Here is a 15,463-nt window from a genome sequence, read left to right as displayed (position 1 = left end):
TACTGAAAGTAGCAGGCATCCGCCAGCTACTTTCAGATAAAAGTCGAAAAAATACAAAAGCAAGTGGAGAAAAACGTGTCGTTTTTCTCCACTTGCTTTATTTTAGGGACTTATCGGACAGCCCCTTTTTTGTCCTTTGCTTCCAATAACAGTACTAAAATCCAAAAAGTTTCATAGAATGGAATATACGTTCGTAAGGAGGCGAGGACTGTGCTCAAAAGTAGTGATTCCCAGATCACTGGAGAAATGTTAGTCAAATATTATGAGTTGAATAAACAAAAAAAGGAAATTGAACTGGAAATGAGCGAATTAAAAGAAGTGTTTCAGCAATATTTTAACCAATTATTCGGTGCCGACCAAAAAGCTGAAATCACCATGAATGGCTACAAACTGCAACGGCAAGTAAGAAAAACGGAAAAATATAATGAGGAAGAAACCATCAGAAAACTGGAAGGCTTACAACTGCATGATCTGATTCAGGTCGTTAAAAAGCCGGATGACAAAAAAATTAAGGCAGCGATCAATTTAGGTTTATTAAACCCGGAACAATTAGAAGGCTGCCTGACAACGACCTGTTCTGCAGCGATCACAGTCAAACCGATAACACCAAGGTAAGTTTTAAATTTGCAATTCACCACTTTAATAACCACAAAGATTTTGCGAGGAAGCCACTGTTTCCTTCGAGCAGCCGAATATTAAATTCCTAATGATTCATTTCTTGAAAACACAAACGACTGCCGTTCTTCAAGCAGTCGTTTTTATCTGGCAATTCTTTTTTGCAGGACTTTCTGTATCAATAAACCGACTGCAACGCCAGGAATCACAAACAGTATCGGTAGCCAAACCGGACCTAACAAGATGCCAAAGATCTTTAGTTCCGTCGAATAAATCAAACCAACTGTCACAAAATAGGCTGCAAAGACAAACGGAAGAAAAGCATAAGGTTGTTTTTCCCCACCTACATCCTTAAACGCATCCCACATCGCAAAAAAATATAAACATGGATAAAACATTAGCCATTGAAAATCAGTCAGCTGAATTGCCAAATCAATGTTACCACGGAAACTGGCGATAATCGCCTCATTAAACTTGGCTTGAATATTGATTAAGTATTCCAATACAACAAACAAAATTCCTTTAACCCATTTTCCATTTAGTAATTGACCAAAGCCTGGAAGGGCAATACTCCAAAACAAGGCCTCTTTTTCATTCATAGATTTATCCATTGTTTGAGACAAAATGTTGATGATGGTTTTTCAACGGATACAAACGTTTCACTGCTTCCACCTTTAACACCAGAACCAAAAAATGACAATCACCCATGATTGTTCCTCCTGAGAATATTCCTTTATCGTTAATATCTCCGCTTTCTAAAAATTCTATCGTGCTTATATTCAGAAGCGGCAAAAAATATAAAAAAGCAATCGTCGTTGTGACAATTGCTTCATATGTATAAATGGAGGTTACTTACTGATATTTGTCAGTCCCTCTTCCTCACCAACATCTGCGTGTTCCCAGCCTTTGCAGACATCAACCCAGCCTTCAGCCCCCGAGTATTCCAAAATTTCCTCACAGGATAGCTCAATTGCCGAGTTCGTACTGCCGCATGCAGGAAAAAGGGTTGCAAATCTTTTCATCGATATATCAAGATAAATATCCAGCGTGTTTCTCAAGCCAAACGGACAAACACCGCCAATTGCATGCCCCGTTTGCTCTAGTACCTCTTCCGAAGAAAGCATCCGAGCCTTAAAGCCAAATGTGTGGCGGAATTTCTTGTTATCAATCTTGGCATCACCTGCTGCTACCACTAAGATGGCATTTTCTTCACCCCGAAAGGACAGTGTCTTAGCAATCCGAGCCGGCTCCACTCCAATCGCTTCAGCTGCAAGTTCTACCGTCGCGCTCGAGGTATTGAATTCCATAATATCATTTTCCCGATTCCATTGCTTAAAATGCGCTTTGACGCTTTCTAATGACATATTTTTCATCCTTTCCATACCGTATATGTTGTATAATAATACACAATTTCCCACAATTATACAACAATAATGCTTTAATACTTTTTAGAATTAAAGTATATTAGGTTGATATTACGTTTGTGCAGTGCCGATATTTCCCGATTTCTGGTAAAGGGCAATCATTATAATTTAGAAAATTATATATTTTACTACAATTACGATGAAAAAAATATTATAATCTTTGTTATATGTAATCATTGCTTCTTAGGGGGGATACAGATTGCAATCACAAGGGGCTGTTTTACCTTATCCACGAACAAAAGGGATTGTGTTAGTGTTAATTGCCGCAATCCTATGGGGCGTTTCCGGTACGGTTGCCCAATTTTTATTTCACCAGCAAGGCTTTAGCACAAGCTGGCTGGTGGTTATTCGCTTGCTTTTTTCCGGTTTAGGCTTACTGTTTTTCGCCCAAACCGTTGGAAAACAAAACATTTGGGCGGTTTGGAAAAATAAACAGGACGCCCTGCATTTGGTACTCTTCGGCATCATCGGGATGTTAGGGGTTCAATATACGTATTTTGCGGCAATTGAGGAAGGAAATGCGGCAACGGCAACCGTTCTCCAATACTTGGCACCGGTGATTATCGCTTGTTATCTATGTATGAGAGCGAACTCACTGCCGGTCAAGCACGAAACAATGGCGATCTTTTTAGCGTTAACCGGGACGTTTTTGCTGGTGACCAAAGGGAATATTCAGGCCCTTTCAATTTCGCTTCCGGCCTTTGTCTGGGGAATTTTATCAGCGTTTGCCCTTGCCTTCTATACCTTATACCCAAGCGGACTGCTGGCTAAATGGGGTTCACTAGTAACCGTTGGCTGGGGGATGTTGATTGGGGGAATCGGTTTTAGTTTTATTCAACCGCCGTGGAAGTTTCAAGGAACTTGGTCCTTCTCCGCTTTTATTGCTGTCGTTTTCGTCGTTATATTTGGGACCTTAATCGCCTTTTTCTGTTATATGGAGAGTATGAAATATATTCGGGCATCGGAAGCAAGCCTGCTTGCCTGTGCCGAGCCATTATCGGCCACGTTGTTAGCCGTTTCCTGGCTTCATGTTTCATTTGGTCTAGCTGAATGGATCGGAACGTTGGCGATTATTGCAACCATTTTCATCCTATCAGCGGTAAAAAAATAGGGTGTCCAAATGGGCACCCTTAAATCTTTATTCACCTAAATCCACGTTATGGTAGACATGTTGCACATCTTCCAAGTCTTCCAAAACATCAATCAGTTTTTCAAATTTAGGAACAACATCCTCTGGGAGCGTGACTTCATTTTGTGGAATCATCGACAGTTCAGCGACGGTAAATTCTGTGATTCCGGCATTTTTGAATGCTTCTTGAACGGCATGAAATTGATCAGGCTCAGCATAAACGATGACCTGATCATCTTCGGCGATGATATCGCGCACGTCAACATCCGCTTCCATCAAGAGCTCAAGTACTTCTTCCTCGTTCTTCCCTTCGACACCGATAACCGCTGTTTCGTCAAACATATAAGAAACAGAACCGCTGACTCCCATATTGCCACCATTCTTACCAAAGGCAGCGCGTACTTCTGAAGCCGTCCGATTAACGTTATTGGTTAAAGCATCGACAATAATCATCGAACCATTGGGACCAAAACCTTCATAACGAAGCTCATCATAGCTTTCATCGGAACCGCCTTTAGCTTTGTCAATGGCCCGGTCAATAATATGACGCGGAACATTATAGGTCTTTGCCCGCTCAAGAACAAATTTCAACCCTTGATTGGCGTCCGGATCCGGCACACCGCGTCTCGCGGCCACATAAATTTCGCGGCCAAATTTGGCATAAATTCGACTCGTGTTTGCGTCCTTTGCCGCCTTTTTATCCTTAATATTATTCCATTTACGTCCCATATTAACACTCGCTTTCTAAATTGAATCGCTACAAAAAACCCACCCTCGATTCGGTGGGATGAGACCATTTAATATTATACATGAAAACAACCATTTGTTAAGTCCCTATCGAAAAAATGAACATTCGTTCGACTTAACACACCTTATGACAAGCTAATTCCTACAGGGAATTTTTCAAACCAAAACCTCACCTGCCACCGCAAAAAAGTCAAAAGCGGACTTTTTGGAGAGAAGAACATTTGCTTGTTGGGGCTGATCACTAAAGAAAGCTACTGAGAGAATAAGCTTCGCAGGAACAAGCTGTGCTTGTTTCGAAGGCGCTTCCGCCTTTCAAGGTTATACAAGCATTTGAAACAAGGTGCTGTCCTTATTGACTTCCCGATATAAAAACCCTTTTGCTTTGATCCGGTCTACTAACGGGCCGTAATCAGCTTTATCTTTCAATTCAACCCCAACCAAGGCCGGGCCGGTTTCCCGATTATTCTTTTTCGTGTATTCAAAATGGCTGATATCATCATTTGGACCAAGAACGTCCATTAAAAATTCCCGCAATGCCCCGGGCCGCTGTGGAAATTGGACGATAAAATAATGCTGCAGCCCTTCATAAATCATCGAGCGCTCTTTAATTTCTTGCATCCGGCCGATGTCATTATTTCCGCCGCTGACGATACAAACGACCGTTTTGCCCTTTATTTCCTCGGCGTATGTATCGAGAGCGGCAATCGACAGGGCCCCGGTCGGCTCAACGACAATCGCATTTTCATTGTAAAGGGATAACAGTGTGGTGCAAACTTTTCCTTCCGGGACCACAATAATATCGTCAACAATCTGTTTACAAATTTCAAATGTCTTGGTTCCCACCGTTTTGACTGCGGCACCATCGACAAATGGGTCAATTTTTTCGAGACAAGTGACCTCGCCTTTTAACATCGATGTCTTCATCCCGGGAGCCCCTTCTGGCTCAACGCCGATTAACTTCGTTTCCGGTGAGAAATGCCGTAAATACGTTCCGGTTCCCGCCATCAGGCCGCCGCCGCCAATCGCCGCAAACAAATAATCGATTTTTTCCGGACAATCATTGAGCAATTCCACCCCGACCGTTCCTTGACCGGCAATCACCTCATAATCATCGAAGGGATGGATAAACGTTCGCTTTTCAGCCATACTGCATTCCATGGCTTTTTCGTACGCATCATCAAACGTGTCGCCGACCAGGACAATTTCGACATCCTCCCTGCCCCAAAATTTCACTTGGTTGACCTTTTGTTTTGGGGTTGTGTTCGGCATAAAGATTTTTCCATGAATCTTTAATAAATGGCAGGAATAGGCCACCCCTTGGGCATGATTTCCGGCGCTGGCACAAATAATCCCGTGCTTCATTTCTTCCACACTTAATTTTTTTATCCGGTTATAGGCACCGCGAATTTTAAAGGAGCGGACACTTTGCAGATCCTCTCGTTTTAAATAAACATGACAGTTGTAACGTTCTGATAATAAGTGATTGTATTGCAGCGGTGTTGGCGTAATCACATCCTTTATCGTGTGGCTGGCAATGATGATATCCTCCACATTAAACGTTTTGTTATCCACCTTTTGACTCATCGTCAGGGTACCTCCTTTATTTTACACTGTCTTTTAGAACAACAAAAAACCCGTCCCCTTTGTATAGGGACGAGTTAGCTCGCGTTACCACCCTACTTCCGCAATAAGTCTTTTGACCCGTGCGGCTCTCGATCGTCGTACATTTATTCAGTACGAGTTCCATTAACGGCGGACTCACCCGGCGCAGCTTACTGATTATGTTCAGCTGGGCATCTCAGAGATGATCTTCAGATAGTCCCGCCATCGACTCGCACCAACCGTCGACTCTCTTTTGACCAAAACCTATCCTACTCTTCTCATCATCGATTGATGATTAATTTTTAATTAGGGTACCACTGAAAAAAATCTCTGTCAATATTTTTTGAACATTTACTATATTTAAAAAATATGTGAAGCGCTTTCATTTTCACTTTAAAAAAGGTCGGGACACATAAGAATTTAGGAAAATGAGCAGTCTGACAGGATAGCTGTTTTTTTATGTTTCAATATTTGTTTTTAAAGTCTTTTATCTAGGGGAACGTCTATACACAAATCCCCATGGACACATACACTATCTTGTATTTGAATCATGAGGAGAGATGAACATGGAAAATAATCTGTACCCAAGTGCCAATGCCCTGTTAAATCAGCCGTATATGGGAGCCAATGTGATGCCAAACCAACCAATGATGCCAGCAAATTTGATACCGGACAACGTGATGCCGTCTAATGTGATGCCTTCAAACGTGATGCCCATGCCTATGCCTACTGCAGCCCCGCAGCCTTGTTATCCAATGTATGACCCTTGTTGTTACCCAATGTATGATCCATGTTGTTGCCCGCCAATGCACAATCCCTGCTGTTATCCAATGCAGAACCCCTGTTGTTTCCCAATGATGCACCCATGTTGTTAAAGCTCATTAAATGATCCATGTATCTATCTGGTAACGAATCCAAGCAGCCAAAAAAACCACCGTCATGGTGGTTTTCGCCTTATATTTTTCTCATATTCAATTAAAGTCAAACGATTATTAACTTTAAACTCTCCAGTTTGTTGATAGCCAAACTTTTCGTAGAAGCGGCGGTTGCGTGCATGATCCTTCGGTGTATCCAAGCTCCATTTAGTCACTTCTGGATACTGTTTTTCCAGCATTTTCAGGATTCTTGTGCCCAGGCCCTTGTTTTGAAACTCAGGGCTGAGAAAGACACGAAACAGACGAAAATGGTCATCCGATATCTTCACCAGACATATTCCTCCAGCCATTTTCCCATCTAGGTAAACAGTGTAATGAAGGGAATGGCCCATTCGATAGATGAAAAAATCTAAAGATTCTGCGGCAGGGCTTGAATCATAATCCCTATACTTTTTCAAATCCGCTTGAAATGCCTGCTTTTGGATTTTTAACAACGGTGCGGCTTCCTTCATTTTCGTTCTGGCAATCTTAATATCCATCCACTCACCTCGGAGAATGTTTGAAATAGTATATGAATGGAAATTGATGAATGCCCGCCCTTTTTAATCACTCTACGTCAATCACAATCGAACCATAAAAATGCTCCTGGACATAGCAATCCAATTTCCAAACTCCCTTTTTCGGCAAAATTAAATAACCTACCGACTCGGCATATTCAAAAGGTGGTTTCTCCTGTCCTGCCACTCATGCCCAGTTTCTAAATATAAATTTACCCAAAAAAACCATGCGGGACTTCCAACATTTTTTGCTACATTAATATTAATGACCAAGCCTTACCCCATTTTTGGGGTAATTTTAGGATATGGAGTAGTCACGAGCTTTTATAAATCTAAAGAATATTAAATGCAAAAAATCCCGGCTCCTAACAAAAAATGTCAGGCACTATGTGAAGTTTCACATGTTGCCTGACATTTTTTTGTTCACATAATAATGTTATGATCAATTGTAAATATAACAGCTGTGATGATTAGCTCACGGCTGTTGTTTTGGCTGGAATGAGAAAGCTTAAGAAGATCGCTACAAAACTAAAAATTAAAGCAAACAGGAATACGTTTTGCATCCCGACCACGATGTTGGCTGCATGGTTGATCAACACACCCATGATCGTAACCCCAATGGAAGCGCCAATATTTCTTAAAAACATTTGCAACGAAGTCGAGATTCCCTTAATTTCAGCCTCGGCAAACTCTTGCGAGGCGATCGTCGCAACCGCAAACAATAAACCAAAGGCAAAGCCTTGCACGGTCAGAACGAGAAACAAGGCAGCATAAGAAATATTCTCTACAAAAAGATAGAGAAGCAGACCCGAAAGTGCGGTAACGAAGCTGCCTAAAATAAATAAATTCTTGTAGCCAAAACGGATGATCCAGTTCCCCGCAGGTGTACTGCCAAACATCCAGCCAACCGCAATACTTAACAAAATCAATCCGCTCTTATAGATACTCATATGGTTGCCTTCTTGCAGGAATAAGGGAATAAAGTTCGATGTACCATAAAAAGAAAGGCAATACACTAACATAAAAAGATTCGTCCGAAAAATCCCCTTATTTTTAAACAGAGCAACAGGCAGAAATGGGTATGTTTCCTTCCTTTCAACCATGACAAAAATAAGGAACACAACGATTCCGGCGATCACATACCAAAGCGGATGACTTACATTGGTTGCCAACAGCAGCAGCGTAATGGCGATACCAAATAAGAAAAATCCTTTATAATCAATGTAACTCTTTTTAAAATCAACCTGTTCCTTATAAGGAATTAAACAAAGTACAGTAAGAATCCCGATAGGAATATTGATAAAAAAGATCCATCTCCAGGTTAATGTTTTAACAAAAAAAGAACCTAAAACCGGTCCAACAATCGATGATAAGGCCCAAATGGAGCTGAAGACTGCCTGAATTCGGCCGCGTTTTTCAATTGTAAATAAATCCCCAACAATAATCATCGACAGAGGGATCATCCCGCCAGCACCAAGCCCCTGGATTCCACGATAAATCACCAATGTAACCATCGAATTAGCAATCCCGCAAAGAATCGAACCAATCGTAAAAATACCGACAGCAATCATTAGCAGCTTTTTTCGGCCATATCGATCGGCCAATTTTCCGTACAACGGAACCGTCACCGTGCTAGCTAACATATAAACGACAAAGATCCAAGCAAACAGTTCCATTCCCCCAAGCTGCTTGACAATCGTCGGGCTTGCCGTTTGCATGATATTGGCGTCAAGTGCAGAAATCAGTGTGGTAATCACTAACCCCCAAAATACATATCTATTCTTCCCCATAAATTCCTCCTACGTATAGATCTTGATGTGAGGTTCCTTTTTTTAGAAGCCATCAAACTATCTTTCCTATTATAGCAAAGAATTTCCTAACAGCTAAAACATTTTATCCGCTTTTGGGTAATAAAAGATTCAAACTAAACAAACGCTAAGGACAAGCGGAGGTGAAATATATGGAAAGGGAACCAAACCAACAAAGCGGTGTCAATAACGAAGACATCATGAATCGAGTCAATCAAACCTTTGATAAAATTTCTCAAGATGTGAAAGAAATGATTCAACAAAATGATCAGCAAGACGATAACCAATTCTCCTAACGCCTTTATGGCGTTATTTTTTCATAAAAAGGATAAAGGCTGTCCATAAAGAAAGACCAGGTCAAAGCCAACAGGACAGCCTCTGTGCAAAAAATTATTGAATGGATGTTAAGAAGTCGCCAACTACTTGTAAGTATTCTTTTTCCTCTTCAATATAGGCCATATGGGCGCTGTTTTCATACACATGGAATTTTGCATTTGGGGTCAAGCTGCTGTAGTACTCGGTTGTTTCCGGAGTCGCCTCATCATAGCGTCCGCAAGTAAACAGTGTTGGACAGGATATTTCCTTTAACTGTGCGGTACAATCGAAGCTTTTCAAGTTCCCCTTTACAGTAAATTCCGAAGGTCCCCACATGATGTTGTATACCTCCGGATTACGGTAGTGTTTCGGTCTTTGTTCGATCCATTCCGGATTACACTCCAATCGGTTCACAAAATGTTTATCAAACACCTCGATTGCTGCGGCAAATTCAGGCGAATCCGTGGTCCCTTTTTTTTCACAGCGTTCGATCGTTTCCTGGACGTCTAACGGCAGCTTTTTCAAATTTCGTCTTTGATCCTGTTCCCACATCGGTGCGCTTAAGCACGGGCTGGAAAAAATCACGCTCTTCACGCCGTGCGGCTTTGGTTCCGTTAAGCAATAGGCTGCGGCCAGAGTGGTCCCCCAGGAATGACCAAGAATATGTACTTCATCAAGGTGTAGTGCTTCTCGAATCTGACCAAGTTCCTCCACAAATCGTTCAACTCGCCAAAGTGATGGATCCGTTGGCCGGTCTGAGCGCCCGCAGCCAAGTTGATCATATAAAATGACCGGCCGATCCTTTGCCAACGCCTTTAACACCTGCAACGAATAGCACGAGGATCCCGGGCCACCGTGTAAAACAATCAACGGGGTTCCGCCCGCTCCTTCATCAAACCGCTGGTACCAAACTCTTCCACCGGTTACCTCTACAAAACCCTCATCATACATTAAAATTTCTCCTTTCACCTTTGGTGCCAGGCACCAGTGTCTGTGATTCTCTCTAAAAATTGTACGCTCTCCGGTAAAGTTTGTACAAGCATTTCACACATAGAGTTCATATGCTAGAATATTATGAATGTATGGTGAGGAGAAAAATGTTAGCACATCATGTGATCCAAACCGGGTTACAACAGCTGGGAAAGCCCTATGTTTTTAATGCCTCTCCATTTCAAACCGATTCCTTTGATTGCAGCTCGTTTATCCAATATATCTTCAGAGTCAATGGCCGAATCCTTCCAAGGAATTCCCGGCAGCAATTTCTTATAGGCAAACCAATTCCGTTTCAAAAAATTAAAAAGGGGGATTTGTTGTTTTTTACGACAAAAAGCCGAAAACATAAGCGTGGAATAGCCCGAATTGGACATGTTGCCCTATACCTCGGGAACGGGAAAATGCTTCACACCTATCCTAAAGGAAGGAAAGTAACAATCTCGCCATTATCACCCTATTGGAGAAAAGTTTGGATGGGTGCTAAAAGAATTCATTAACAAATCCCCCCTTTAGCTATTTCCATATCGGGTTCGCCCAAGCTCCTTCCTTAAACTGTAACAAGGCCCAAATGCCTTCATAAAGATGACAAAAATAATTGACGGCAATACTTTTTAGGATTTTGTATAGCTATACTCCAATTCCTCTTTTTTTTCATTATAATCGACATGTAAATCATGACCATTGAAGAACCATAAATCAGAACTTTCTATGTAAAAGGTAACTCCATCGATTTCTGTTTTGACTGCCATATCGATCGGCTCATTATCAACCGTAAAAGCAAGTGCATAGTTTTTCTGCACCGGGCTTGTCCCATAAATTTGGGAGTAAAACTTAATTTTTCCCCCATCGTCTAAGCCAACTTCCTCCTTGAACCATTTTACTGCTGCCTCACTAATGCTTATTTTCATCACTTTTCTCACCTTTTTGGTAAAATAATAGTAGAGTTATACACTATATTATTTCCCATCAATCGGCAACAAATGAATGATTTTGGTTTCCATTTTTCTAAAAAATGGAATATTAAATAATAAGGCAATTTTGTCAACTTTTTGACGTTTTTATTGGAATTCGTCAGTTCACAAATCCTATAGTAGAATAATGATAATCAGTATTTTTAGATTGATTATTAGCTTCCAGTCGGAGGAATGAATATGAAGAGAACAGGCAGGTTTGTCACCTTCACTCTTGTTTTATGTATTAATTCAATTTATATGTATTTTTACTATTTGCGGGATGGTTTTTTGAGCAAGATGGAGATTTTTGGTTTACCCATTATGCTCCTGACTGCCTGGTATTTTGGCAAACAATATGATAAAGCCAAATACTATTCGGAAAAGGATCCTTTGACCGGAGTGTACAATCGAAGAATTATTGAGCCGTTTTTCTTAAGAATAACCTCGCTTGCGGAACGGAATAGGCAGACAGTGGGGTTTTTTCTCATCGATGTCGATAATTTTAAACAAATTAACGATAATTTTGGCCATCAAAAGGGAGATGAATTGTTAAAGCTCCTTGCCAATCTTTTAGTAAATTGCTTGCGAAAATCCGATATTGTGGCCCGCTGGGGCGGGGATGAGTTTATCCTGATTTGCCCTAATTTGAAAAACTACGAAGGGATTGATGAAATCATCAACAGAATTCACGCCAATCTTAAAACGATTTCTTTATCCGAGGTAGAAGTCAGCATTTCCATCGGTGCTGCGATTTATCCGACTGAAGGAAAAACCATTGATAAATTATTATCAATGGCTGATAAAAAAATGTATAACATGAAAATTCAACACTTGGCTGAATAAAAAAGATGGGACTGGCTTTTATTGAATAGCTTAAATTATCATGGAAGCAATGCAGAGGGTGCATTGCTTCATTTGTTAATATTCTATTTTTCCCTAATTACAAATTCTTCCTTTTTTCCTCCCCATTGAATTTGAATTGGAATACTGTCAGGAAGGTCATCGCATGCCCCGCTACAAGTTTCATCAATTTCAAATTTATTATCGTTTTTTAATTCACCATCTCCAGAATTAGGGTTAGATGAAAATGCCTTTATATTATATTTAAAATTTAATGGTTGATTTCCTTTTCCGATATAAGAGATAGTGTAATGCCTGTAACTATCCGTTTTGCTTTCAATTTTCACAGACCAATTATCACTTTTTCCTTCAAAATATTGTTTTTTAAATTCTGGCCCACTTGAGCTTTTTGCACCTGTACAAGCACCTAGTATCATCAATACTATTAGAAATCCATTCAGTAATAAAATATTCTTAATGTTATTTTTAAGAGGATAATGATTCATAATCGGCCTCCATTTATAAAATAAAAGATTTGAGTAAACATAAAGTTATCTGAATAATGTATTTTCATTCATAACAATATATTACCATAAAAATTACAAATGTTGGTTGATTTTTTCAAATATAGGTAAATTAGACCAATTTTATTAATGTAAATTACCAAAATACTAACTAGTAAGCATGTAATTATTGTTTTCCATCCTCTTGTACAAGTAATGAGTAAAAATACAAAATATAGTCTCGTTAATATAGTCTCATTGATGACCCATTAGTCCACCTTTTCGGGAGGATGGGCAAAACACCCGATTAGCGCCTGACTTTGTCTACTGCCGCCTCTTTCTTCTCATCAAGAAAAATTGGCCATGTTCGTTACTCAAATTGTAATTTTTATCACAGCAAAAACAATGCCAATTTTCTATAGTTAACAGTGGAGGTGTATTTCAATGAAAGTATTTTATCCGGTAAAAGAAAATGTTGATGTAAAAGAAATCAAAGAAGCTTTAAAACCATTTGGTGGGCGCTGTGCTAAAATTGTCGAGGGACAGCTGGAATATCAAATTAAAGAGGAAAAAGAAAGCGAAGCCCATGCTTGTTTAAAGGAAAAAGGTTACATTGATTAATGTTAAAAAGGCACAACCAGCGCCGTGTGAGCGATGGTTGTGCCTTTTTGCATTAAGCCGATTTTTTCACTGCGAAAGCTTTTCTTTCCTTTCGTCTTTGGCGGTATTCAGCTGTAGCAGTGAAAAGCACATCTGTTGATGAATTCAATGCGGTTTCACAGGAGTCCTGCAGCACTCCGACAATAAAGCCGACACCGACCACCTGCATTGCCACATCACTGGAAATTCCAAACAGACTGCATGCCAGCGGAATTAATAATAACGAACCGCCGGCGACCCCGGAAGCCCCACAGGCACAAACTGCAGACAAGACGCTAAGGATAATGGCTGTCGGGATATCCACGTGAATCCCGAGTGTATGAACCGCTGCCAGGGTCAAGACAGAAATCGTCACCGCGGCACCCGCCATATTGATCGTAGCACCTAACGGAATCGAGACAGAATAGGTATCCCGATTCAGGCCCAGTTTTTCACATAATTTCATATTCACCGGAATGTTGGCGGCTGAGCTGCGCGTAAAAAAGGCCGTAATCCCGCTTTCTCTTAAGCACTGGAAGACCAATGGGAATGGGTTTTTCCGGATTCCCGCATAGACAATGATTGGATTGATAACCAGTGCGACGAAAACCATGCAGCCAATCAACACAGTCAGTAATCTTCCATAGCCTAATAGTGCTTCAAGTCCGTTAGTCGTGATCGATTCAAAAACCAACCCCATGATGCCGAGCGGCGCAAATTTGATCACCCAGGTTACCACTTTGGAAATGGCATCGGAGAAATTGACAAGTACCGTTTTTGTCGTATCCGGCACATTTCTTAACGCGAAGCCAAGAACGACAGCCCATGCTAAAATACCGATATAGTTGGCATTATAAATTGCTTTTACCGGGTTATCGACAAGGTTCATCAGCAATGTTTTGAGAACCTCGGCAACTCCGCCCGGAGCGGTTACATCTCCAGCACCTGCCCCCAGTTTTAAGCTTACTGGGAAAATAAAGCTGGCAATAACGGCAAACAGTCCAGCTAAAAAAGTGCCTAATAAATAAAGAACAATGATCGATTTCATATTCGTTTGGTGACCGCTTTTATGCTGGGCGATCGCCGACATCACTAAAAACAGGACCAAAATTGGCGCCACAGCTTTCAATGCACCGACAAATAAAGAACCAAATATGACAATCGGTTGTGCTGTTTTCGGAATCGTTAAAGCCAAGGTAATTCCAATTATCAAACCGACGATAATCTGTTTCACAAGACTGATTTGATTCCATTTTTTCAAAAGATTTTTCACGAAGTTTCTCCCCCACTAGTAAAATATCACTGCCAATCATGATCTGATTCAAAACTAATAAATAGTATTATAATGAATATTTAGATATCTTACAATAATATTTTTTGAATTTCAAACGTTTGAATAGTTTCAAGATTCAGAATACAAGTGGGTATGATGATTATCTTTTTATCATGAGTTTCCAAATAATTATTATTCTAAAATAAAAATGACGGAAATACCTTTCCGCCACATTGATATTTTATGTCGGTTCATTCCCTGATTTTCCTCCAAGTGCATGAACAATGAATGTCCCCAAGAAAATCGCGATTAAAATACTAAAGAACAGCACTTGACTCATGTGGAACCCAAATGCCGCGACAATCATTTTTACGCCAATAATCGCAATCAAGATAAAGCCGGTGATTTCAAATTCTGGGACTTTTTCAATCAATTTCAAGAAAATCTGGGCGACGCCGCGCATCATTAAAATGCCCAGCACACCGCCAAGGAACAACACCCAAACCTGATTGGAAACTCCAAAAGCGGCAATCACGCTGTCAATACTAAAGGCAATATCCATCAGCTCGACCGTTAGAACCGTTCGCCAGAAGCCAATTTTCTTTTTGGCAATGACATCATCCTCATCACTTTTCAGGAACAGGTTTTGGAGGACAATCAGCAGCAAATAGTGGCCGCAGACAATTTTGATCCACGGGATATTGATCAGAGTAACCCCCAGCCCAATCGCGACGATGCGAAAGAAATAGGCACCGAAAATTCCATAGAAAAGGGCCTTCTTGCGCTGCTCGCGCGGCAGATGCTTGACCATCACAGCTAAAACGAGAGCATTATCTGCGGACAATAACCCTTCGAGGATAATCAGCGTCCCAATAACTCCCCAGCTGGCTGGATTGGTGACGACTTGTTCGAATGTTTCTAATGAAAAAAAAGTACTATACGTTCTGATCATTTCAGATAAGATTTCCATCCGCTCATCTTAAATCCCTTCATTTAGTTTTATCGTGACAGGAACAATTGGCGCAGCTTGTCCGCTTTCGTTTCGTTTTCATTTTCCATACTTATTCTAAATGTATGTAAAGCTTGTAAATATATGAATGGAAACAAGTACAAATACCACCAACCTATCAAACAAATACAATTAAACCTATATTTTTATAATTTTGTCATATTCAATACAATCTTTGTTA

Annotated in this window: 17 protein-coding genes and 1 other annotated feature; of the genes, 6 read left to right on the top strand and 11 right to left on the bottom strand. The window is 40.6% G+C overall.

The genetic code is table 11. The features are described from left to right. The first annotated feature begins 210 nt into the window (after positions 1–210). Complete coding sequence (locus JK635_RS12785) at positions 211–615, top strand: hypothetical protein (protein ID WP_308078582.1); 405 nt, start codon at positions 211–213, stop codon at positions 613–615. A gap of 143 nt (positions 616–758) precedes the next feature. Here the strand turns inward: JK635_RS12785 and JK635_RS12780 are convergent, their stop codons facing one another. After that, positions 759–1,214: a hypothetical protein gene (locus JK635_RS12780; protein WP_202654302.1), complete on the bottom strand. Its 456-nt coding sequence runs from the start codon at positions 1,212–1,214 to the stop codon at positions 759–761. Positions 1,215–1,463: 249 nt separating this feature from the next. Further along, positions 1,464–1,979, bottom strand: coding sequence for a YbaK/EbsC family protein (locus tag JK635_RS12775; protein ID WP_202654301.1), 516 nt, complete (start codon positions 1,977–1,979; stop codon positions 1,464–1,466). 259 nt (positions 1,980–2,238) lie between these two features. On the opposite strand from JK635_RS12775, the gene JK635_RS12770 reads away from it, so the two are divergent. Beyond that, positions 2,239–3,150, top strand: coding sequence for a DMT family transporter (locus tag JK635_RS12770; protein WP_235888041.1), 912 nt, complete (start codon positions 2,239–2,241; stop codon positions 3,148–3,150). A gap of 27 nt (positions 3,151–3,177) precedes the next feature. On the opposite strand, the gene JK635_RS12765 is transcribed toward JK635_RS12770, so the two are convergent. The 4 genes from JK635_RS12765 to JK635_RS12750 form a co-directional block, all read right to left on the bottom strand. Further along, a complete protein-coding gene (locus JK635_RS12765; protein WP_202654300.1) occupies positions 3,178–3,897 on the bottom strand; it encodes a YebC/PmpR family DNA-binding transcriptional regulator in 720 nt (239 codons plus the stop codon). 336 nt (positions 3,898–4,233) lie between these two features. Further along, complete coding sequence (gene ilvA / locus JK635_RS12760) at positions 4,234–5,499, bottom strand: threonine ammonia-lyase IlvA (RefSeq protein WP_202654299.1); 1,266 nt, start codon at positions 5,497–5,499, stop codon at positions 4,234–4,236. A gap of 62 nt (positions 5,500–5,561) precedes the next feature. Next, positions 5,562–5,811, bottom strand: a binding site (T-box leader). Between the two features lie 643 nt (positions 5,812–6,454). Beyond that, positions 6,455–6,931, bottom strand: a complete 477-nt coding sequence (locus JK635_RS12755) for a GNAT family N-acetyltransferase (protein WP_202654298.1) — start codon at positions 6,929–6,931, stop codon at positions 6,455–6,457. 488 nt (positions 6,932–7,419) lie between these two features. Continuing rightward, positions 7,420–8,739 (bottom strand): MDR family MFS transporter, encoded by a 1,320-nt coding sequence (locus JK635_RS12750; RefSeq protein ID WP_202654297.1) that lies wholly within the window; start codon positions 8,737–8,739, stop codon positions 7,420–7,422. A gap of 170 nt (positions 8,740–8,909) precedes the next feature. On the opposite strand from JK635_RS12750, the gene JK635_RS12745 reads away from it, so the two are divergent. Next, a complete protein-coding gene (locus tag JK635_RS12745; protein ID WP_202654296.1) occupies positions 8,910–9,053 on the top strand; it encodes a hypothetical protein in 144 nt (47 codons plus the stop codon). Between the two features lie 94 nt (positions 9,054–9,147). Here the strand turns inward: JK635_RS12745 and JK635_RS12740 are convergent, their stop codons facing one another. Next, positions 9,148–10,023: a proline iminopeptidase-family hydrolase gene (locus tag JK635_RS12740; protein ID WP_202654295.1), complete on the bottom strand. Its 876-nt coding sequence runs from the start codon at positions 10,021–10,023 to the stop codon at positions 9,148–9,150. Between the two features lie 146 nt (positions 10,024–10,169). On the opposite strand from JK635_RS12740, the gene JK635_RS12735 reads away from it, so the two are divergent. Then, a complete protein-coding gene (locus tag JK635_RS12735) occupies positions 10,170–10,562 on the top strand; it encodes a C40 family peptidase (protein WP_202654294.1) in 393 nt (130 codons plus the stop codon). A 114-nt stretch (positions 10,563–10,676) separates the two neighbouring features. Here the strand turns inward: JK635_RS12735 and JK635_RS12730 are convergent, their stop codons facing one another. After that, entirely contained in the window at positions 10,677–10,973 is a 297-nt protein-coding gene (locus tag JK635_RS12730) for a HesB/YadR/YfhF family protein (protein WP_202654293.1), read from the bottom strand. A gap of 243 nt (positions 10,974–11,216) precedes the next feature. Here JK635_RS12730 and JK635_RS12725 point away from each other — a divergent pair, with 243 nt between their 5' ends. After that, positions 11,217–11,861 carry a GGDEF domain-containing protein gene (locus tag JK635_RS12725; protein ID WP_202654292.1) on the top strand — a complete coding sequence of 215 codons (645 nt, stop codon included), beginning with the start codon at positions 11,217–11,219 and terminating at the stop codon, positions 11,859–11,861. An 83-nt stretch (positions 11,862–11,944) separates the two neighbouring features. Here the strand turns inward: JK635_RS12725 and JK635_RS12720 are convergent, their stop codons facing one another. Continuing rightward, positions 11,945–12,364 (bottom strand): hypothetical protein, encoded by a 420-nt coding sequence (locus JK635_RS12720; RefSeq protein WP_202654291.1) that lies wholly within the window; start codon positions 12,362–12,364, stop codon positions 11,945–11,947. A 441-nt stretch (positions 12,365–12,805) separates the two neighbouring features. Here JK635_RS12720 and JK635_RS12715 point away from each other — a divergent pair, with 441 nt between their 5' ends. Then, entirely contained in the window at positions 12,806–12,982 is a 177-nt protein-coding gene (locus JK635_RS12715) for a hypothetical protein (RefSeq protein ID WP_202654290.1), read from the top strand. A 52-nt stretch (positions 12,983–13,034) separates the two neighbouring features. Here JK635_RS12715 and sstT read toward each other — a convergent pair whose 3' ends face one another. Further along, positions 13,035–14,273: a serine/threonine transporter SstT gene (gene sstT / locus JK635_RS12710; protein WP_202654289.1), complete on the bottom strand. Its 1,239-nt coding sequence runs from the start codon at positions 14,271–14,273 to the stop codon at positions 13,035–13,037. 241 nt (positions 14,274–14,514) lie between these two features. Further along, entirely contained in the window at positions 14,515–15,243 is a 729-nt protein-coding gene (locus tag JK635_RS12705) for a TerC family protein (RefSeq protein ID WP_202654288.1), read from the bottom strand. Positions 15,244–15,463 lie beyond the last annotated feature (220 nt).

The sequence above is a fragment of the Neobacillus paridis genome, from assembly GCF_016765675.1.
Classification (GTDB): Bacteria; Bacillota; Bacilli; order Bacillales; family Cytobacillaceae; genus Neobacillus; species Neobacillus paridis.
Note: the sequence above shows the minus strand (reverse complement) of the source record. Positions and strands in the feature narration are given on the sequence as shown.

Coding starts and splice junctions, on each gene's coding strand:
- JK635_RS12780 (WP_202654302.1), bottom strand. CDS start 1,214: ATGAATGAAAAAGAGGCCTTGTTTTGGAGTATTGCCCTTCCAGGCTTT.
- JK635_RS12775 (WP_202654301.1), bottom strand. CDS start 1,979: ATGTCATTAGAAAGCGTCAAAGCGCATTTTAAGCAATGGAATCGGGAA.
- JK635_RS12765 (WP_202654300.1), bottom strand. CDS start 3,897: ATGGGACGTAAATGGAATAATATTAAGGATAAAAAGGCGGCAAAGGAC.
- ilvA (WP_202654299.1), bottom strand. CDS start 5,499: ATGAGTCAAAAGGTGGATAACAAAACGTTTAATGTGGAGGATATCATC.
- JK635_RS12755 (WP_202654298.1), bottom strand. CDS start 6,931: ATGGATATTAAGATTGCCAGAACGAAAATGAAGGAAGCCGCACCGTTG.
- JK635_RS12750 (WP_202654297.1), bottom strand. CDS start 8,739: ATGGGGAAGAATAGATATGTATTTTGGGGGTTAGTGATTACCACACTG.
- JK635_RS12745 (WP_202654296.1), top strand. CDS start 8,910: ATGGAAAGGGAACCAAACCAACAAAGCGGTGTCAATAACGAAGACATC.
- JK635_RS12740 (WP_202654295.1), bottom strand. CDS start 10,023: ATGTATGATGAGGGTTTTGTAGAGGTAACCGGTGGAAGAGTTTGGTAC.
- JK635_RS12735 (WP_202654294.1), top strand. CDS start 10,170: ATGTTAGCACATCATGTGATCCAAACCGGGTTACAACAGCTGGGAAAG.
- JK635_RS12730 (WP_202654293.1), bottom strand. CDS start 10,973: ATGAAAATAAGCATTAGTGAGGCAGCAGTAAAATGGTTCAAGGAGGAA.
- JK635_RS12725 (WP_202654292.1), top strand. CDS start 11,217: ATGAAGAGAACAGGCAGGTTTGTCACCTTCACTCTTGTTTTATGTATT.
- JK635_RS12720 (WP_202654291.1), bottom strand. CDS start 12,364: ATGAATCATTATCCTCTTAAAAATAACATTAAGAATATTTTATTACTG.
- JK635_RS12715 (WP_202654290.1), top strand. CDS start 12,806: ATGAAAGTATTTTATCCGGTAAAAGAAAATGTTGATGTAAAAGAAATC.
- JK635_RS12705 (WP_202654288.1), bottom strand. CDS start 15,243: ATGGAAATCTTATCTGAAATGATCAGAACGTATAGTACTTTTTTTTCA.